Raw genomic sequence first — 19,352 nt, 5'->3', positions numbered from 1 at the left:
ATGAGCACGTATGCAAACCCTGATAACGCAGGAAAGTATGGCCAGTTCGGCGGGCGGTTTGTCCCGGAATTGCTGATGCCGGCTTTACTCGAACTGGATGACGCTTATCAAGAAGCCATAAACGACCCGGCTTTCAATGACGAACTTAATGATTATCTGCAGAACTATGTCGGCCGTGAAACGCCGCTCTATTATGCCCAGCATTTGTCAGAAAGACTGGGCGGGCCTAAAATCTATTTAAAACGCGAAGATTTAAACCATACCGGTGCTCATAAAATTAACAATACCATCGGCCAGGCTCTGTTAACACGCCGGATGGGGAAAACGAAAGTCGTTGCCGAGACCGGTGCCGGCCAGCATGGCGTCGCAACAGCAACGGTCTGTGCCCTGCTTGGATTAGACTGTGTCATTTTCATGGGTGAAACCGATATCGAACGCCAAAAATTAAACGTTTTCCGGATGGAGCTGCTCGGTGCGAAAGTCGAAAGCGTCTCCCAGGGCAATGGCACGCTGAAAGATGCGGTTAATGAAGCCCTGCGCTACTGGGTCAGCCATGTATCTGACACGCACTATATTATCGGCTCTGTCGTCGGCCCGCATCCTTTTCCGCAAATGGTGCGCGATTTTCAGTCCGTTATTGGAAAAGAGACAAGAGAGCAGCACCTGCACGCTGAGGGACAATTGCCGGACGCTGTCATTGCTTGCGTCGGCGGCGGCAGTAATTCAATGGGCATGTTTCACCCGTTCATCGAGGATGAGGGCGTTGCCATATATGGAGTCGAAGCAGGCGGCAGCGGCATCGAAACCCAGCAGCATGCCGCTACCCTGACAGCTGGCAATATCGGCGTGCTGCACGGTACGATGACTCATTTGCTGCAGGATGAGGACGGTCAGATTGAGGAAGCCTATTCGATTTCAGCAGGTCTTGACTACCCAGGTGTCGGCCCTGAGCACAGCTATCTGAAAGACACCGGCCGGGTCACGTACACCTCAGTCACCGATCAGGAAGCACTCGACGCATTTAAAGACCTGTCACAGACAGAAGGTATTATTCCGGCTCTCGAAAGTGCTCATGCGGTTGCTTTTGCAATGAAACAGGCCAACCAGATGAGCGAAACCGAGTCGCTGGTTATCTGCCTGTCCGGGCGCGGTGATAAAGATGTTGCATCAGTCAAAGACATGCTGGGAGGGACTGCAAATGACTAATCTCTTTTTAAATCAGACGTTAGAAGCTAAACGCGCGGAAGGAAAAAACCTGCTCATTCCTTATATTATGGCCGGTGATGGCGGTCTGGATATCCTGGAAGAACGCCTCGCCTTTCTGGAAGCTTGTGGAGCGGCAGCCGTGGAACTTGGCATCCCCTTTTCTGACCCGGTAGCTGACGGGCCGGTCATCCAGGATGCCGGCCAGCGGGCATTAGCAGGTGGCACAACACTGGAAGGCGTTCTGGAAACATTGCAGACGTTCCAGACGTTAACCATCCCGGTCGTTTTCATGACTTATTTCAACCCTATCTATACGTATGGGATCGAGCGTTTTGCCAAGGATTGTGCCAGTGCTGGCGTCAGCGGCGTGATTATACCTGATTTGCCGCTGGAGGAAGAACAGATTGTGACTGATAGCTTAAACCAGCGAGACATCAGCCACATCCGTCTGGCCGCCATGACCAGCCCGGATGAACGGCTCACGGCTATCGCCCAGCGGACAGAGGGCTTCCTTTATGCCGTTTCAGTCACCGGAACAACAGGTGCCCGGTCAAAGCATGACAGCCAGGTCAAAACCTATCTGCAAACATTAAAAACAATGACGGATGCACCCGTTTTAGCCGGTTTCGGCATTTCAGCTCCAGAGCAGGCGCGTGACCTCAGCTCCAGCTGTGATGGTGTGATTATCGGAAGCAAAATCGTGGATGCTTTCCATAAAGGTGAAACCGATACGATTAAACATTTGATAGAAGAAAGTATTTAGTCTGTCCTGTCACTTGCCAATAATTGGTGAGTGACAGTCTGTTCACCCTTCCTGCCGGCCTTGGAATAATCACCATCAGGACGTGTATAATAAGGTTTAAACTTAAGTCTTAAGCAATGACCCGCTCATTTAAACTGCAAAAAAATCGAGACAAATCCATTGCACAAAACGACAATTTGTATTATTATTTTCTATGGAATTAAACAAAACAACATGCTGGTGTAGCACAATTGGTAGTGCACTTCACTCGTAATGAAGGGGTTGGAGGTTCAAGTCCTCTCACCAGCACTCTTTTATTTGGGGGAGTACCCAAGCCCGGCTGAAGGGGATGCACTCGAAATGCATTAGGGCGTTGACGCGCCGCGTGGGTTCGAATCCCACCTCCTCCGCTTTATAGAGATTAGCTAAAAACTGTCGCCTTAACGGGCGGCAGTTTATTATATAACAGCAAAACACCAAAGGAGACAGAATCATGAACGACTACACCGACTTAACGACGCTTGAGCAAGTTGATGACTTTCTCACCAGCCATTCACTAACCCTTTTATTTATCTCCCGGACCGGCTGCAGTGTCTGCCACGGCTTATTTCCTCAGGTTCAAGAGCTTCTGGAAGATTATCCGGCCGTCCACATGGGGCATGTCAACGCTGATCATTTGGAGGCGATTGCCGGCCGCTTTTCCATTTTTACCGTCCCCGTCATTCTCGTGTTTGCAGGAGGAAAAGAATATATGCGTGAGGCCCGCATTGTTCAGATGGATTTGTTTGCGGAGAAATTAAATAAACTTTATACAGCTTATCTCACGTAAACAGGATAAGCCATCTGCCAGCCGCCCCCTGCCTGCCCTAGGATGATAGTCTATCAGCAGCTGACACATTAACAGACAAATCATAGACAACAATACAGTCAGCCCCCGCCTTAAAGCCATAAGATGAACCAAAGCTTATAGAAAGCAGGTGATGACTATGGCTGAAGACTCATCTCAGCAGAACATGATTCCTGAGCAAGTTGTCAGGGTCATGATTGACGATATATTCCGCAAAAATAACGTCGAGCCCGAAGAAGTCAAAAAGAATATTCCCTCTGACCAGAAACAAATGCTTAAGAGTATGGTTGATGACCTGAAGGAACAAGTCGAACAATTTAATCAAGGGGAAAAGAAGACGAACGAATCAGATGACTAATGTCTATTAAAGAAAACACCTTCCTAATAGGTGTTTTCTTTATTTTTGTCCAAAAGCGGCTAATCTAGTTAGATATACAATCCAACTAATAGGAAAAACCATAGCTTATTATTAAGAAATGAAAGGAGTGTTAAAAAATGAGGTCAAATCACGAACACCATACGATGAATCCCTACGGTGACAAAAGCAAGTACTTCTACCTCAAGGATAAACGCAAGCGCGGGCATCAGATCAGCTGCGGGCATTGCGGATCCACCAGCAATCAGTACGGGTGCAGCAACTGCGGCAAACATGAGCATAACCACCAGCACCACTGTCAGCAATGCGGCACCCATGATTGCGAACCTGGCTACAGCACTTGCAAAGACTGCAGACACCAACACAATAAACCTGAGTACGACTACAATCATGACCACCCATATGAGATGCCAAAAGCTGAACCAGCCACTGTTTCACAGAGTGCCAGTCAATACGACTTTATGGATCAGGAATCAGCCGAGATGATTTGGGTAAAGGAATCTTGCAACATCCGTGTCGATTCAACAGACACACAAATCGGCGTTTCACTCCAGGCAAGTTTACAGCTGGCAATCGCCGTTGTTCTAAACATTGCCATTGCCGACTCCGGGCAAAGTGAAGCCATATCACAGGAACTCTTCCAGAACTTTGATGCCGAGCAAGTCAATAAACAAAAAATTTATATCTATAACACAAAAGACGCTGTCGTCACCACACGGGATACGGATCTGGCCATCAACATTCAAGTCATGCTGCAGCTGCTTGTAGCCCTTGTTGCGATGGTTGACATTTTATAAATCTTCAAGAAAGGAGCTGGAAAATATGAGCCATATGACAGAAACAAACTGGCGTGCTTTGGACCACTGTGATCAGCCTGCCAAGCAGAACAGCAATGCGACTATAGACCAAAATGCTGTTCAATCGGCAGCTGCCCAGCAAACATCAGATGAATGGATCATCATTAAAGACTCCGAAAACATTGATGTGACAACGACCGACCGGCAAACGGCGGTTTCCCTCCAACTAGGTATCGAGGCCGCCATCACCGCTGTCATTCAAATTGCTATCGCTGATTCAACACAAGCCAGGGATATCAAAAACAGCTTTAAACAGGTTGCCAAAACAAAACAGGCAAACCGGCAAAAGACCATCGTCGAACAATCAAAAGATGTAGAAATCACAACCGAGGATACAGATATTGCCGTAAACGTCCAAATCATGCTCCAAGTACTGCTCGCCGTTGTCGCCAGCCTCGATATTCTGTAACAACCCCCCCATGCCGGGGAGGCTACTCAAGCACCCCATCCACTTAAAAGCACCAGTCACCCGGAGTCTCCCCGGCATGTCTTAATAAACCTTTTACGGGAAATCTTAACTTTTAACGAAAGGAATGATGGATCATGGCCAATTTGACAGATCGTCAGCGAAATCTGCTGCAATTGGTGAATCAGTTAAACCAGAGTTTAATACCGGATCAAAATACAGGACAAGAGCAGACAACAGCCCCAAACGCTGATATGAATAAAAATGTTTCCGTTAATGTACCAGGCTTTGATATGAATACCGGATTGAATCTGGATTTTGGCAAACCGGGCAATACCAATCCACCCACACAGCCATCCCAGCCTTCGAGCCCCCAGACAATGCGGGATGTATTGCTTAACCTCCAAAACGATCAAGTAGAAATCACCACACCATTCGGGCCGGTAACCGGAACACTGATAGCAGTAAAGGATAACTACGCTGTGCTGGTAGAAAGCGATGGATCGTTAAATCTTGTTCCGATCGATAAGATAGAACAAGTCAGTCAATTATAAGGAGGGATTCACATGTTTCAGGCTACGTTGGCAGCTGAACTTGCCACACGCGTTGGATCAAGAGTAGAAATTGCAACGGGTAACAATTTAATTGAAGGTGTTCTCTCAGGCGTAACAGACGATTTGGTTCTGGTCGTTAAGATCGACACAGGCTATGACAATACAACAGTGTACTTGTCATTAGATGCGATTAACTTTGTCCGCTTCCCTGTCGCTGCAGCATAACTCCGGAAACACCTCCCATACACCAAAGCCCCCGGCCCACAACAGGCCGGGGGCTTTTCATCTGCAAATAATGCTAGTGATAAGTGCTGCGCGAAACAATGGCATCTGTAATCTGATTGGCCATTGCCAGCGCTCGTCTGCCGTCCTCACCAGTAACAGAAGGCTCAGAATCAGATTTAAGACAACTCAAGAAGTCCCTTAATTGGAGATATAACGGCTGAGCCGCATCGCCGACTTGAATCGTCTGGGAAACCGGAATCGGGTCCTGACCTGTTTTCTCGGTGAACGTCCGCGTGACGTTAATTTCCTTATGCAGTATATCTGCCTCAATCATGCCATTCTTAGTCAGAATACGAATCGATCGCACCTTCCTGCCGGCCATAAAACTTGATGTCAATTGAGCCGTCTCCCCTTGTGACGTTCTGAGAACAACGGCTGCATGCTTTGGCGTATCCCCTGAAACCTGTCCGACAGCTGCGAAATCAAGCGTGCTGTCTGAAAACCATTCATTAAATATATAGATGTCGTGAATCATTAAGTCCGTCACAACATTAACATTCTGCAGCCGGCTTTCTTCCGGACTGACTCTGTGACAGCTCATGCCAATGATGGATTCAGATTCCAGCAATTCCAGCAACACCTGGATGAATGGATTATAAAGTTCGATATGGCCTGTTTGCAGTTTAACGCCCTTCGCATGAGCCTTTGCAATTAAATCGTCAGCCTCTGCCACAGTATTTGTGAGCGGCTTTTCCATCAGCATATGCACGTTTCGCCGGACACAGGCCAGCCCGATGGCATAATGGCGCTCTGTTGGCACCGCGATACTGACAGCATCAACAGATCCGAGCAGATCATCAACGGACTGAAATGACTGGACCCGATAGTACTCTGCCACGTCACGTTTTGTCTGTTTATCATCATCATAGATTCCGACCAGCTGGCAAACATCGTTCATGGCCAGATACGTCTGGACATGATTTTGTCCCATATGCCCTGTTCCAATGACACCTACTTTCATACAAATCGCCTCACTTGACTAATAGAAGTTCTTCGATAGTCTATGCGCGAGCTTCTCTAAGACAATAGACTGTCATACTGAGAACACGGCAAAATTGGCCTCTGCCCTATGAATTTTACTCGTCCCGTTAAAAAACCACACCGTTCAGGAAAAAACAGCATATGATTTAACACGTGTTTAATAAAGGAGGGATTCGATTGGCATCTATTCCGAGTACCACGCAGGTCGGAACGCATGTCATTTTGGAAGACGGTGTTGTTCTGGGGGAGCGTGTGACGATCGGTCACAACACCACAATTCTAAAGGGGACATATATAGGCGACGATGTGACAATCGGTCATAACTGTGTCCTCGGCATCAAGCCAGGGGGCAATCAGCGTATGCGGAACACAGCCAGCCAGGCTGACCCGTTAATCATTCAGGCAGGCACAACAATCGGACATCTGGCTTCTATCTACGCCGGAACCCGTATCGGGAAAAATGGCTTCATCGGTGATCACGCAAGCATCCGGGAAAATGTCCTGATTGATGATACCTCCGTCATCGGAAGAGCGGCAATCATCGAATTAAATACCAGCATCGGCAAAGCCTGTACCATTCAGACACAAGCCTATATTACGGGCGACACAACCTTGGAAAACAATGTGTTCATCGGCCCTGATGTCTCGATGGCGAACGATAAATATATGGGGACTGAACCATCAACTCTAACTGGCCCTTATATTAAAACAGGCGCGAAAGTTGGTCATAATGCGTCCCTTCTGCCAAATATAACCATCGGATCCAGCAGTATCGTTGGTGCTGGTTCTGTCGTCACCAAAGATGTTGCCGACGCTGTCACCGTTGCCGGCGTGCCTGCGAAACAGCTTAAGACACCATGATTCTGATCAGGCGGCAGGTATTATCTGTGCGGGGCAATCAATCAATGACGCGTTCAAACACAAGCACACGCAAACGCCACTTTCGCAGCATAACATAACGTAACGTTTATAAAGAAATGAGGTTATCGTATGGACGACTCGCACAACCCCGCTGCATCCACTGTCGCCGTTATTGGTCTCGGCAAAATTGGCCTTCCTCTGGCAGCGCTGTTTGCACGTAATGGCTATCACGTCATCGGTGCGGACATTGATCCCACCGCTGTAGCTGCGGTTAATCAAGGAACGTCACACATCGACAATGAACCGGGACTGGCTAATCTTATCACAGCAGCCCGTCACGCTAATACATTAGCGGCAACCACTAATACGGCTGAAGCTGTCGCCCAGGCTGATATTATCGTTGTTATCGTTCCTGTATTAACCGATGACCAAAACAAGATTGACTATCGCAGCATTGATCAAGCCGTTAAGACTATCGCACAGGGCCTTCAGAAGGACTCACTGGTCATATTTGAAACAACCCTTCCGCCCGGCGATACCGAAAACCGCTTCGGGAAAATGATTGAGGAGACATCCGGTTGGCAGCCGGGAAAAGACGTCGATCTCGCTTACAGTCCCGAGCGGGTTTATGCCAATCAGATAATCCATGATTTAGAGCATTACCCCAAAGTCATCGGCGGCATCAATGACCGAAGCCGCAAACGTGCTGCGGCCTTTTATCAAAAAGCCCTTGGGTGCCCTTTAATCGACGTGCGCTCACTGGAAACAGCTGAATTCGCCAAAATCGCCGAATGTGTTTATCGCGATGTGAATATTGCGCTTGCCAACGAACTCGCCATGTTTGCTGACAGGCTTGATGTCCATATGCCGGAAGTCCTTCAGGCCAGCAACAGTCAGCCTTATGCCCATATCCATTCGCCTGGTATTGGCGTCGGCGGCCACTGTATTCCGGTCTATCCTTACTTTTTCATCAATCAGGGCCTGAACACCGGCCTCGTCCCTCTATCACGGCAGGTTAATGACGGCATGGCAAACTACGCTATTAACAAAATCGAAAAACAGATCGGAGCATTGGACGATAAAACTATTCTGATTCTGGGTCTCTCCTACCGGGGCGACGTGAAGGAGCCCGCCAAATCAACAGCCCTTCTGCTCATCGAAGAGCTCAAAAATAAAGGCGCACACCCTTTTGTTCACGATCCCCTATTCTCTGACGAGGACATCCTGAACTGCGAAGCCACGCCACTCACATTAAACAGTCAAGCATGTGCCGATATCGATGGCGTGATACTGCAGGCATTTCACAAACAATACAGCGAACTTGATTTCAGTCAGTTCCCCAACTGCCAAATTGTTCTGGACGGCCGGAATCAACTGAACAAACAAGACATCACGCGGCACGGCATTACCTATGCAGGCATCGGAAACACAGGAGGTGATGGTTTTGACACACATCCCTATGGCTGATCTAAAAGCCGAATGGACTCTTCTTAAAGAGCCCGTCACAGAAGTAGTTAACGAGGTTCTGGCGAGTGGCAGCTATGTATTGGGCGAGAAGGGTGACGAATTGGAAAAGCGGTTGTCCAGCCGTATCGGAACAGCCTATGGTATCGGGACCGCAAGCGGCACAGACGCCTTAAAGCTGTCACTGCAGGCACTGGATATAGGGCCAGGTGATGAAGTGATCACAACGCCATTCACCTTTTTTGCCAGCGCCGGAGCGATTGCCCAGACCGGAGCCACACCCGTATTTGCAGATATTGACGCGGACACGTACAACCTCGATCCTGACCGTATTGAAAAAGCTGTATCACACAAGGCCAGGGCCATCATCATCGTCCATTTATACGGGAAAGCCGCTCCTATGGAAGCTATTATGGAACTGGCTGATGCGTATGGTTTACGGGTGATTGAAGACGCCTGCCAGGCCATCGGTACAGAATACCACGGCAAACAGGTGGGGTCGATTGGTGATCTTGGCTGCTTTTCCTTCTTTCCCTCCAAAAATCTCGGCGCATTTGGCGATGCTGGACTCGTCACGACCGATGATCCGCAACTGTCTGATCGAGTCAGGCAGCTGCGCAATCATGGCAGCTCTGAGAAATACTATCATACAACCAGCGGCACCAACAGCCGGCTTGATGAAGTCCAGGCAGCTGTCCTGCTGGCTAAGCTGCCCTATTTGGACACTTTCCTCCAACAACGGCAAGCCATTGCCAGACGCTACACTGACAACCTGTCCCCGCTGCTTACAAAGCCAGAAACAGTGAAGGACCGGGCGCACACGTTTCATCAATATAATATTGAGCTGAACCACCGCGATGAACTGGCAGCGGCTTTAACACACAAAAATATTGCGACAGCGATTTATTATCCTGTTCCATTGCATCTGCAGCCAGCGTTCAGCAGTCTCGGTTATCAAAAAGGTGATTTTCCGATTGCCGAAAAAGCCGCCGATCACGTGCTGGCACTGCCTATCTTCCCGACATTATCGCGGCAGCAGCAAGACAACGTTATTCAAGCGGTCAACACATTCATGGAAAATCAACACTAGTTTGCTAGTCAAGTGACTTTAAGAAGTCCCGCCAATGGGCATCGTTCTGCTTCGTAATGCTTTCGGAATGCTTACGAACATTGTAGACAGTGAAATCCTCATACTGAAACCGGTGATGCTTAATTAAGCGATTTAAGGTGCTGACATCCTCGTACAGCCTGCCATCAGCAAAATCACTGACCGGAAAACCGCCTTTCCGTTTTAACAAAGATGTCCGGTAAACACGCGGCCCGAGCGGAAAGCGATACGCTAAAAGATCGTTCCTTCCGCTGACAGGCATACCCCTGGCAAGCTGTTTAAATTGAACAGTGCCTGACAGCTGCTTCCATAGTCGCAAATTGCCATATAAGACTGCTCTATCAGCGGGAAGCCTTGCCAAATGCGTTTTAATCACCGAAATGGCGTCAGGATCAAGCCAGTCGTCGGCATCGAGTTCCAGTATAAAATCCGATGTCACATGCGCCAATAAACGATTTAACGCTCGTGCCTTCCCGCTATTCTCCTGCTGAAAAAGCTGCACCCGCCGGTCCTGACTGTAACGCTGCAGGCGCTCATGCGTCGCATCCGTTGACCCGTCATCCATGATCAGCAGCTGATCCGGCTGATCATGCTGCAGCAACGTTGAAGCAACAGCAGTCTGGACATAAGCCGCCATATTGTAAGCCGGCATAATCACGGTAAGGCTGGGGCGCTCGATATGCGCAGGTTCCAGCTGATATTTTTGCATAAATTGATACGTCTCGACTGTATCTCGTTCATGGCTTATCCCAGCTTCTTTAACGAGACCTTCCTTAAAAATCTTTTCTGAATCAGGCACCCTTATAAGCCAGGACGGGAGCAGAGCCTCTTGAAACGGCAGCTCCGAACTCAAGTTTAGCGGTTTTTCGCTGACACGCGACGTGCGGACAAAGACAGGGGTTTGGATCGTTGTGTTCCGGCGCTGTTTGAAGGTCCCTAAGACAGTCTGGTTATCATCTAACTGAAACGTATCAGGTGTTGTGGCTGCCGGCAGATAATCCCTGCCGCTCAGCCATAACACAAAAGGTGTCGCAAGCGTGTTTATCGTCTCCTGCAGCCATTTTCCCATATCCTCACCCTGAGCCGATATCAGCTGCAAATGGTCACTATCAACAGCATCAGTCAAACCGTCAGACGGACGTTCATGCCGGTACAATACCATAACTGAGCTGATCCGGGAGCGAATCGGACGCAGCGAATTGAGTGCTCTGGACAGGGCTGCCTGATCTGAATAATCGATGAGAATGGCTGTTATATCACGCAAGCTGATCCCTCCAATTAACCGGGATGTTATACCAGAACCATCTATATGAACGTTGCTAAAGCATTATGCCTTCAGGCGAATATATTACCAGCCAGCAACACTAGAAAATACGCATCTCTCTTAATAGAAACGCCGCTTCTATTAGCCAATAGCATACATACTATATCGTAATCGATACAAGGCCTTGTTGAGAGTTCCACACCCTAACGATTACGCTTTTAAAAGCCGGCTGACTGCCGGCTTTTTACTTAAGTCTATGCTGCTTCGTTATATCTCAGCTTCATGGCCTCAGTCAATCGTTAAATTAGACAGATACACTGTCGCATTATCGTCAATATCATCAAAGCTGATCCGGCCTTCATACAGCGTGTCACCGGATGCTAAATCAAGCACCAGCAGTCGCTGCGGCATGTCTTCATTTCGCGTCAGGATATAGCCTTTGTTATCCTTGATCCGCATGACAGACCCTGATCTCCGATCTTTTGCACTGGATGAACTGGATGACTCAGGAAGAGCAATTTTTTGCGTTATCTCGCCCTTTTCAAAATTATAAACTGTCACTTTCTCCCCGTTTTTGAAATAAAGCGTTGTGTCATCACGACTGATAGCCGCTTGATCCGCTAATGCTTCGGGCGTATCCAGTTCTTGCGTCTCGCCGGTTTTCAGATTATAGGCCACATACCCAGCTGTTTTTGTTTCAAATTCCTGCGCTTGCTGTTTGTCCTGATCACCCTCCGACACAGTTATTTGCTTCCTTTTTCGGAACAGAATATCCTTGCGGGGTGCTGTTCCGTCACCAGATGTCAGGATGTTAAAATTGACGTCTCTCTTATTCGTGTTTGTATGATCCTGGGATAAAATCGTTTCACCATCACTGATGGTTTGTTCCCCCATATCGGCATGATAGAGACGCTCTTCCTTCTTCCCGTCCTTTGTTATATTTCGTGTGATAAGGACTAATTCATCATCGCTCATTTGCACATCATCAATGTATAGATAATTATAGGTGGCTCTGTCCGGCACAGGGACCGTGAACGATGTTGTCTCCCCGCTTTCTTTATCAAGCACAGCGATATCAAATGCTGCCTTATCTCCTTGAGAAACGATTTGATTGGTCACACTAGCATAAGCAAGCTTGTTGTCTGCTTCCAGATAAGAAACTGCATTGCCTTGTTTACCGCGCATAAACCCGCGGTGCTCTTCCCGCAGTTCTTGAACTCTTTCCTGAACACTACCACGCAGACGCTGAAATAGTGATTGCTCGTTGCTGTACGTGGCACCTGTTTTATCAACATGAACGTTCACTAACTGACCATCTGCGTTATAGTTGCCACCGATCGTAACAGGATCCATTTCATCCGCATCACCACTCACGGTTTCAATCGTTACGCCCGGCAAATCACTCGCCGCCAAAGATGACTGGATATAAAAGGTTCCGATTGTTAAGACGACTACTGTTACAATAGTTATCAAACGCCAATAGCGTTTCATGTGATCACTCCTTTTACACCGTTATTTTTTTCGTCAGTAAATAGTAACCCGTCCATAAGGACCCGGCTGTGACAACCAGTCCCAGTCCAATCTCCAGCCAGATTGTTTCCAAGGGATACAAGTAGTAATGATCTGCAAATACCTTGACCAAAAACGGTGACAGCATGACAGCAAGTGAGAGCAGCGCATAAATAATGCCAGCCGCTATCCCTTTCCACCGGAAACTGCGTTCGAATAAAACAGCCGTGAACAGAACCGATACCGCCATAAACCCGGCACCATAATATAGAATAAATTCTGTAAAGGTGTGTGGAATAAGTATTGTTAGGACGTTCCAATTAAGGATCTGGTTGACTGACATATACTCCCAAAAGTCAACTGGCAGCATCCATTTCAGAATACCCATTTCCAGCGGCAGGAGTATCAGCTCAAAAGATATGAGGCCCAGTGTCATTAAGACAATTGATGAGGCCTTGGAAAGATAGATATTCATGCGCGTCGTTGGCAGCATCAGCAGACGGTAGATAAATGTGTTTTTACCAAACCAGTCACGGTACCAGATCATAAATATATAAAAGATCAAGGCCGCCGCACATATCGCAATGGGTCCCACAAACCAGAGTGTCTGGGTGACATTCAAAAACGACATTGGCGGATTCCGATCAAGAAACTGCGCCTGCGAAAGACCTTCCGTGGTCATGGCTTCGTTAGCTTTGCCCAAGTATTGCTTAGCCTTAACAATGACACCTGTTATCTGCACAATAGCTGTGAAAGCCGCCAGCACAAGATAAATCTTCATGAACCGGCTTAATTCAAAGTTTAAGAGTTTCACAAAACGCTTCATGGCTGATACACCTCCCGCATCACATCAACAACTGATTTGCCCTCGTCTTCCCGGACTTTTTCACAGCTGAATTGCGTCAGCACTTCCCCGTTGTCCAGAAGAACCGCCTGATCGATTAAATGTTCAATATCGTTAATCTCGTGTGTGGTAATAATCACACCGCGGTCCTCTACCAAATGGCTCGTAAACACGTCAGCAATCTGTTCCCGGCTGAAAATATCAATACCGGAAAATGGTTCATCCATCAGCAGATAGTCCACATCAAGTGCCAGTCCGAGCAGCAAGTTCACCTTCGCCCGGTTGCCTTTTGATAAGTTATTAATTTTATCGCCTGCTTGTAACTTAAAGAAATCCAGCAATTCATCAGCGCGTTCCTGATTCCAGCTGTCATAAAAATCAGCCATAAACTGCATCGCTTCAGCTATCGTCATCGTTGGCTGCATAATAATCGCATCAGGAATGAAGGTTATTTTTTCATAACTCTTCTTGCTGAGTTTTTCCCCATCAATCAGAATCTGGCCGCCATTCAGCGGTGTCAGATTCATAATCGCATTCATGATTGTCGTTTTACCGACACCATTAATACCGATAATACAGGTAACCTCACCCTTTTCAGCGGTAAATGACACATCCTGAAGCACACGTTTGCGTCCGAATTTTTTACGGATCCCATTGACCTCAATCATGGCGTTCCCCCCTCGTCTTTCGCGTCATATGTTTCTTTAACACGCTGCAGCACCTCATCAATCGGAACATCAATTGAACGAATGGACCGGACGAACTCATCAACAGCTTCGTTCATTAATTCCTCCCGAACCGATTGAAGAATCGTTTCATCTTTTGTGATTTTACTTGGCACATTCTGCTCCGTATAGATAAGCCCCGCCTCCTCCATTACTTTATAAGCCCGCTGCACGGTATTCGGATTAATTTTTAGCTGGTTAGCCAGCTCTCGCCGTGAGGTAATTTCCTGACCTGGCTCAAATGCACCGGTCGCAATCTGTTCCTTAAAATGCCGAATGACCTGCACATAAACCGGATCCCGTTTGTTAAAATTCACATCCATCACCACAGCTCCCAATTCATCTGATGAAGTAAACTGTATTAATCATTTAATACAGTTTAGCTAAAAAAACGTGTATTAAGCGCCTAATACATGATATACTGTATTATAAGGTTAATACACTAATAAGTCAACAGACTTTTAATAATTAATTATTTTTTCCAGCATAGCGCATAAAGCGAAGAATATACGTGAAAAGATTAATGAAATCCAAATAAATATTAATCACAATCGATGGAATATCCTTTTCGCTGAAGCCATTCCTGGCAATTTGGTTGAAATCATAAAGCGTGTATCCGGCAAATATGCCAATCCCCGCAATGGCAATGATCAAATTGATGGTGTTGGAGAATGGAATAAAGATGCCTGCCAGTGATACAACGACCAATATGAGTAACCCGAAAAACAGGATATTTCCTAAAAAGCCTAGATTAAATTTCGTGACAGAACCAAAGACAGCAAGGGCCGCGAACGCAACTAATGCTATCACAAAAGCTTTAAATACCTCATCTGCGCCCAATACGCTTGCATAGTTTGCGATGATAGCATATAAGGTGATCCCGGATACGAGCATGAACAAATACATAACAAAGTAGCCGAGCCCTTGGTGTTTCCGGGTAAAAACCACAATAATAACCAGAACAAGCTCCAGAATAGACAGTGGCAGCATAAGGCTCGGCGGCACATATTGACCTGCGTACAGTCCGATAACCGCAATCAAAAAAGCAGCGAAAAAGGTCGCCATTAATTTTCCTACAGGATTAGAAGCCTGGTACATTTTCGTAATTCCTTCTTTCTTTATGAACAATTCACATGTCGGATGGATGATTAGTCTTGCATAACCAAGAATAAGTAACCATCCTCCAAATCACATGGTACCATTAAAAGTGATTTTGAAACACATCGTTTTTGAATAACTGTTGACACCTGGCATCCTGCAGTTATTTCTCTTCCGCTTCTTTAAAAACGTCTCCAGCTTTTGTTTGAAGGGTTAGCGGTCTTTTTAAGTCATCCACCCCTATTGTGCTGGACGTCCATCACTTAACATCCCGGGAGACTCACGATGATTTGTGGCCTGTTCAAATGCATACGCCAATCTGATCAAAGCGGGTTCGCTATAAGCTTTTCCTGTGAACGTCACATTCAGAGGCTGGCCTTCATTTGTGAAACCGCCAGGCACCGTAATCGATGGATAGCCTGCACGTGCTGGAATATCGGCTCCAGCGTTTGCCGGAGATAGTAATGCATCCAGATTATAGTTATCCATCACGGCATCGATTCCATCATTTTGTGACCATTGCAAATCGTTCAGTCGACTCGTCAGGTACTCTGGCTCAGACAATGTGCCGCTTGTATCTTCAGAGGCGAGCAGCAGGGATTGCCCATATTTTAATGTGTCTTGGCTGTGCTCCATATTGAACTTGATGACATCTTGTAAGGTATGCGGCTGATCTGGTGCAAGTTTGCTTAAGTAAGCATTAAGATCTGATTTAAATTCGTGAACCATAACATTCTGATCCCATTTCTTATCTGCAGCAGGAATATCTGCGGGATCAACAATCTGAGCACCTGCATGTTTCATTTGTTCAATGGCATCTTCTATGACTGCCTTTGCTGATTCTGTGAGCTCTTTTTGATCGAAAATCCCTTTCCTGACAACCCCGATTCGTGCTGATTTCAACCCAGCTTCATCCAAATACTGCGTATAATTGTCTGCGGCCATTTCACTTCCGGCCAGTGTTATCGGATCTTTGTTATCGGCACCAGTCAGCGCATCGAGCAGAGTGGCTGCGTCGCGGACAGTTCGAGCCATTGGTCCCGGCGTGTCTTGACTGTGGGAAATTGGGATAATCCCTGTACGGCTGATAAGACCAACTGTCGGCTTGATACCAACGATGGCATTCTCTGAAGAAGGGCTTAAAATGGAACCAGATGTTTCTGTACCAATGGCGAGCATTGTCAAGTTTGCAGAAACAGCGGCACCCGATCCCGAACTTGACCCGCCGACATCGAAATCGTTCGGGCCATATGGATTCAGCACTTGACCTCCCCTTGAACTAAAGCCACTCGGCATGCCATCTGTCATAAAGTTCGCCCATTCTGTCATATTTGCTTTTCCCATAATGATACCGCCAGCATCACGTATTCTTTTTGCGATAAAGGAATCTTCTATGGCGTATGAACCGGCAAGTGCTAATGAGCCAGCACTTGTATGTAATGTATCACCGGTATCGATATTGTCTTTTAGTAAAACGGGAATCCCGTGAAGAGGGCCGCGTGACGTTTGCAGCTGCCGCTCAGTATCCAGTGCCTGAGCAATCGCCATGGCATCGGCATTTACTTCGAGTACTGCGTTAAGATACGGATTATAAGCAGCAATCCGTTTTAAATAATAACGAACAAGTTCTTCTGATGTTAGATCCCCACTCTGCATGGCAGTCTGGATAGCTTTTATGGTTAGTTCCTCTCTTGTCATATGACACTCCCCCTGCAGAAGTCATTAAACACATAATTTTGTGACTATACCGTTATTTTACCGGACAGCAGGGTGATGTCAAGTCACTTGGCAATCAAGAGAAACATCTTATTTTATCCGCCACGTCGGCTTGGGCCGGTGATACCTTTTAACCTTTTCTTCTTGCAGCCAAGAGGAACAATTCGGACATATGACGGCTTTTGAAGGGATCGCCAGGCAGCAATAGGGGCATTCTTTTTTCGTCATCGAGTCAATTGGATGTTTGTGCGGGTTTTTCCATCGTTTGATTTGCCGTACGATAATGAAAACGGCAAACAGGATAATAATGAAACGGATAAAGGCCATTGTAAACAAGCCATAGTTGATCGTAATGGCACCTGCTTCTTCAGCCTTCTCCAGCGAAGGATACACATCACCGGTTAAACTTATATACATGTTTTGTATACCGATCTTAGCATATAAAAAACGAATCGGTGGCATAAGGATGTCTTTAACGAGTGAATTAATCAGACCACTGAAGGCCACTCCCAATACTACCCCGACACCCATGTCCACAGCACTGCCTCTGATGACAAACTGACGAAAATCGCGAATCAACCCCATTCCGCTGGCCCCCTTTTCTCATTACTCTATGAAAAAACAGGACAGGCTAGAACGAAACATTCGTTATCGGTGAAAACATTTAAAAACAGCTTCTTTGAAGAAGTCACACACGACCTTCCATCAAGAAGCTGTTCTGCCGTATGCCGTTATTCTAAAAGTCAGACAGTCCCTTTTTCCTGTTTGCCTTCAACTAATAATCCGCCGCCACTTTCCAGGTAGTCAATCATACCTTCTGCCGCCCGGTAAGCGAATGCGCCAATGGTCTCGGTCGGATTCGAGTTACTGAAGTTAGGAAAGGATGATCCGCCCACCACAAACAAGTTTTCCATATCCCATACTTGTGAATAGGTATTAACGACAGACGTTTCGGGGTCTGCCCCCATGATGACACCGCCTCCTGCATGTGTATTGATACTGGACTCCTTTAGCTCCGCTTCGTCGGATACCTCGGCAACATCGATGATATCCGCTCCCATCTTTTCCATGATGGCCTCGGCTTTCTTGCCGATTTCTTTAGCCATGTTCAGCTCTTGGTCAGTAACCTTTGCAGTGATCCGGAGCAGAGGATCGCCATAGGCATCTTGGTACGTTGGATCTAAATCCATATAGTTATGTGAACGCGGCAAGGTTCCCTGCATCCCGCTAACGACTAAATGACGATAGGCATAGTGCAACGAGTTTTCCTTGAATTCTTTTCCCCAGCGAGGGGTTCCCATAGGGACACGATTATTAGAAATTGGTGCGGCACCGTCCTGAAAGATACTCAAATTAAAGCCATGCAGAAAATCCGTTTGGCTATTATCTATATTATCGCCATTATAATCATCCATCACAGAACCTAATCCGCCTGCCCCTGCAAACGTGTTGAATTTTTTATCTTCAAAGAAACCTGTAGCGGCATTGCCGCCCAGCCCCGTATAGTGGGAAGTGAAGTTTTTGCCGAGCATCCCTTTTCCCGTTTTCGGATTGAATTGTTCGCCAATTTCCGATAACATCATTAATTTTGTATTTCCCGAAAAAAATGCGCCAAGTACCACAAGGTCAGCAGGCTGTTCATATTCCTCACGGGTTTCAGGATCAATATATAAAACACCTGTCGCCTTTTGCCCGTCGTGCAGCACCCGTCTCACATGAGCATTATTCCGGAGCTCAAAATTGCCTGTTTTCTCAGCCGTTTTAAGGACCGTAATAATCGGATCTGCTTTCGCACCAAAATCACAGCCATACATGGAACAAAAAGCACAATAAACACAAGCGTTTATGGATTCACCATCTGGATTTTTGTAGTTCTGTGAAATCGTCGCAGCAGGCATACGGTAAGGATGATAGCCAAGTTCTTTGGTTGCTTCCCGGAACATGCTAAGTGGCGTTGATTCTTTCATGGGCGGATTCGGATAGTCATCTGAACGCTCCGGGCCAAGCGGATTTTTCTCACCGGATATGCCCGCCGTTTTTTCCATTTATCGTAATACGGCTCCATATCATCATACGTGACGCCCCAATCCTGGATCGTCATATCATCAGGAATTCTGTCTTCCCCGTATTTTTCTATGACTTTACTGCGAATTTCAAAATCAAATGGAAGCCAGCGATAAGACCAGCCGGACCAGTGTACCGATGTACCACCCGTCCCTTCACCATAAATCGGGTAACCATAATAGACTCGGATGGGATTTGCTGTTTCATCCAGGGTGTTTCTAAATGTCATCGTTTGTTTGGATAGATCCTGAGCTAATTCATGACGGCGCGTATAGCGAAGTTCATCTTTCGATCCGGCGAAATCTGCTGTATCCTGATCTTTCCCGCGTTCCAAACATACAACGCTGTAGCCGGCTTTGGTTAGTTCAGCAGCTGATATGCCGCCCGCCCAGCCGCTCCCAACAACGACAGCATCCACTTTATCTAATTTTTCAGCCATGTGTGT

At 46.9% G+C, this 19,352-nt stretch carries 21 protein-coding genes, 2 tRNA genes and 1 pseudogene; 13 read left to right on the top strand and 11 right to left on the bottom strand.

Annotation, left to right across the window (positions count from 1 at the left end; genetic code table 11):
- The 6 genes from trpB to ACZ444_RS02130 all read left to right on the top strand — a co-directional run bounded on the left by trpB (position 1) and on the right by ACZ444_RS02130 (position 3,153).
- Positions 1 to 1,206, top strand: a complete 1,206-nt coding sequence (trpB, locus tag ACZ444_RS02155) for a tryptophan synthase subunit beta (protein ID WP_382358343.1) — start codon at positions 1 to 3, stop codon at positions 1,204 to 1,206.
- Positions 1,199 to 1,969 (top strand): tryptophan synthase subunit alpha, encoded by a 771-nt coding sequence (trpA, locus tag ACZ444_RS02150; protein ID WP_382358342.1) that lies wholly within the window; start codon positions 1,199 to 1,201, stop codon positions 1,967 to 1,969. The genes trpB and trpA overlap by 8 nt, the downstream gene beginning before the upstream one ends.
- A gap of 215 nt (positions 1,970 to 2,184) precedes the next feature.
- A tRNA-Thr gene (locus ACZ444_RS02145) sits at positions 2,185 to 2,257 on the top strand.
- An 11-nt stretch (positions 2,258 to 2,268) separates the two neighbouring features.
- A tRNA-Ser gene (locus ACZ444_RS02140) sits at positions 2,269 to 2,358 on the top strand.
- An 83-nt stretch (positions 2,359 to 2,441) separates the two neighbouring features.
- On the top strand, positions 2,442 to 2,777 hold the full coding sequence (locus ACZ444_RS02135; protein ID WP_382358341.1) for a thioredoxin family protein: 336 nt from the start codon (positions 2,442 to 2,444) through the stop codon (positions 2,775 to 2,777).
- Positions 2,778 to 2,934: 157 nt separating this feature from the next.
- Positions 2,935 to 3,153 carry a spore coat protein gene (locus ACZ444_RS02130; protein ID WP_382358340.1) on the top strand — a complete coding sequence of 73 codons (219 nt, stop codon included), beginning with the start codon at positions 2,935 to 2,937 and terminating at the stop codon, positions 3,151 to 3,153.
- 143 nt (positions 3,154 to 3,296) lie between these two features.
- Here the strand turns inward: ACZ444_RS02130 and ACZ444_RS02125 are convergent, their stop codons facing one another.
- Positions 3,297 to 3,530, bottom strand: a complete 234-nt coding sequence (locus tag ACZ444_RS02125; RefSeq protein WP_464433562.1) for a hypothetical protein — start codon at positions 3,528 to 3,530, stop codon at positions 3,297 to 3,299.
- A gap of 48 nt (positions 3,531 to 3,578) precedes the next feature.
- Here ACZ444_RS02125 and ACZ444_RS02120 point away from each other — a divergent pair, with 48 nt between their 5' ends.
- The 4 genes from ACZ444_RS02120 (at position 3,579) to ACZ444_RS02105 (ending at position 5,213) form a co-directional block, all read left to right on the top strand.
- On the top strand, positions 3,579 to 3,968 hold the full coding sequence (locus ACZ444_RS02120; RefSeq protein WP_382358338.1) for a spore coat protein: 390 nt from the start codon (positions 3,579 to 3,581) through the stop codon (positions 3,966 to 3,968).
- A 25-nt stretch (positions 3,969 to 3,993) separates the two neighbouring features.
- The gene (locus ACZ444_RS02115; protein ID WP_382358337.1) at positions 3,994 to 4,437 is read left to right on the top strand and encodes a spore coat protein; all 444 of its coding nucleotides are present in this window, start codon (positions 3,994 to 3,996) and stop codon (positions 4,435 to 4,437) included.
- Positions 4,438 to 4,571: 134 nt separating this feature from the next.
- Positions 4,572 to 4,988, top strand: a complete 417-nt coding sequence (locus ACZ444_RS02110; protein ID WP_382358336.1) for a hypothetical protein — start codon at positions 4,572 to 4,574, stop codon at positions 4,986 to 4,988.
- A 12-nt stretch (positions 4,989 to 5,000) separates the two neighbouring features.
- On the top strand, positions 5,001 to 5,213 hold the full coding sequence (locus ACZ444_RS02105) for a hypothetical protein (RefSeq protein ID WP_382358335.1): 213 nt from the start codon (positions 5,001 to 5,003) through the stop codon (positions 5,211 to 5,213).
- 73 nt (positions 5,214 to 5,286) lie between these two features.
- On the opposite strand, the gene ACZ444_RS02100 is transcribed toward ACZ444_RS02105, so the two are convergent.
- Positions 5,287 to 6,234, bottom strand: coding sequence for a Gfo/Idh/MocA family protein (locus ACZ444_RS02100; protein ID WP_382358334.1), 948 nt, complete (start codon positions 6,232 to 6,234; stop codon positions 5,287 to 5,289).
- Between the two features lie 197 nt (positions 6,235 to 6,431).
- Between ACZ444_RS02100 and ACZ444_RS02095 the strand changes: the two genes are divergently transcribed.
- The 3 genes from ACZ444_RS02095 (at position 6,432) to ACZ444_RS02085 (ending at position 9,669) form a co-directional block, all read left to right on the top strand.
- Positions 6,432 to 7,115, top strand: a complete 684-nt coding sequence (locus ACZ444_RS02095; RefSeq protein ID WP_382358333.1) for an acyltransferase — start codon at positions 6,432 to 6,434, stop codon at positions 7,113 to 7,115.
- A gap of 129 nt (positions 7,116 to 7,244) precedes the next feature.
- Complete coding sequence (locus tag ACZ444_RS02090) at positions 7,245 to 8,582, top strand: nucleotide sugar dehydrogenase (RefSeq protein ID WP_382358332.1); 1,338 nt, start codon at positions 7,245 to 7,247, stop codon at positions 8,580 to 8,582.
- Complete coding sequence (locus ACZ444_RS02085) at positions 8,560 to 9,669, top strand: DegT/DnrJ/EryC1/StrS family aminotransferase (RefSeq protein ID WP_382358331.1); 1,110 nt, start codon at positions 8,560 to 8,562, stop codon at positions 9,667 to 9,669. The genes ACZ444_RS02090 and ACZ444_RS02085 overlap by 23 nt, the downstream gene beginning before the upstream one ends.
- Before the next feature lie 4 nt (positions 9,670 to 9,673).
- On the opposite strand, the gene ACZ444_RS02080 is transcribed toward ACZ444_RS02085, so the two are convergent.
- The 9 genes and pseudogenes from ACZ444_RS02080 to ACZ444_RS02040 all read right to left on the bottom strand — a co-directional run bounded on the left by ACZ444_RS02080 (position 9,674) and on the right by ACZ444_RS02040 (position 19,346).
- Positions 9,674 to 10,951 carry a glycosyltransferase family 2 protein gene (locus tag ACZ444_RS02080; protein ID WP_382358330.1) on the bottom strand — a complete coding sequence of 426 codons (1,278 nt, stop codon included), beginning with the start codon at positions 10,949 to 10,951 and terminating at the stop codon, positions 9,674 to 9,676.
- 288 nt (positions 10,952 to 11,239) lie between these two features.
- Complete coding sequence (locus ACZ444_RS02075; protein WP_382358329.1) at positions 11,240 to 12,442, bottom strand: hypothetical protein; 1,203 nt, start codon at positions 12,440 to 12,442, stop codon at positions 11,240 to 11,242.
- A gap of 13 nt (positions 12,443 to 12,455) precedes the next feature.
- The gene (locus tag ACZ444_RS02070; protein WP_382358328.1) at positions 12,456 to 13,286 is read right to left on the bottom strand and encodes a hypothetical protein; all 831 of its coding nucleotides are present in this window, start codon (positions 13,284 to 13,286) and stop codon (positions 12,456 to 12,458) included.
- On the bottom strand, positions 13,283 to 13,972 hold the full coding sequence (locus ACZ444_RS02065) for an ABC transporter ATP-binding protein (RefSeq protein WP_382358327.1): 690 nt from the start codon (positions 13,970 to 13,972) through the stop codon (positions 13,283 to 13,285). Before ACZ444_RS02065 ends, ACZ444_RS02070 begins: the two co-directional genes overlap by 4 nt.
- On the bottom strand, positions 13,969 to 14,352 hold the full coding sequence (locus ACZ444_RS02060; protein WP_382358326.1) for a GntR family transcriptional regulator: 384 nt from the start codon (positions 14,350 to 14,352) through the stop codon (positions 13,969 to 13,971). Before ACZ444_RS02060 ends, ACZ444_RS02065 begins: the two co-directional genes overlap by 4 nt.
- Positions 14,353 to 14,497: 145 nt before the next feature.
- Positions 14,498 to 15,127, bottom strand: coding sequence for a Bax inhibitor-1/YccA family protein (locus ACZ444_RS02055; RefSeq protein WP_382358325.1), 630 nt, complete (start codon positions 15,125 to 15,127; stop codon positions 14,498 to 14,500).
- A 240-nt stretch (positions 15,128 to 15,367) separates the two neighbouring features.
- Positions 15,368 to 16,825, bottom strand: a complete 1,458-nt coding sequence (locus ACZ444_RS02050; protein ID WP_382358324.1) for an amidase family protein — start codon at positions 16,823 to 16,825, stop codon at positions 15,368 to 15,370.
- 108 nt (positions 16,826 to 16,933) lie between these two features.
- Positions 16,934 to 17,428: a large conductance mechanosensitive channel protein MscL gene (gene mscL / locus ACZ444_RS02045; protein WP_382358323.1), complete on the bottom strand. Its 495-nt coding sequence runs from the start codon at positions 17,426 to 17,428 to the stop codon at positions 16,934 to 16,936.
- Between the two features lie 158 nt (positions 17,429 to 17,586).
- Positions 17,587 to 19,346, bottom strand: a pseudogene (locus ACZ444_RS02040) (GMC family oxidoreductase).
- Positions 19,347 to 19,352 lie beyond the last annotated feature (6 nt).

This window comes from Lentibacillus kimchii (assembly GCF_055381965.1).
This window is presented reverse-complemented; position numbering and strand designations above follow the sequence as displayed.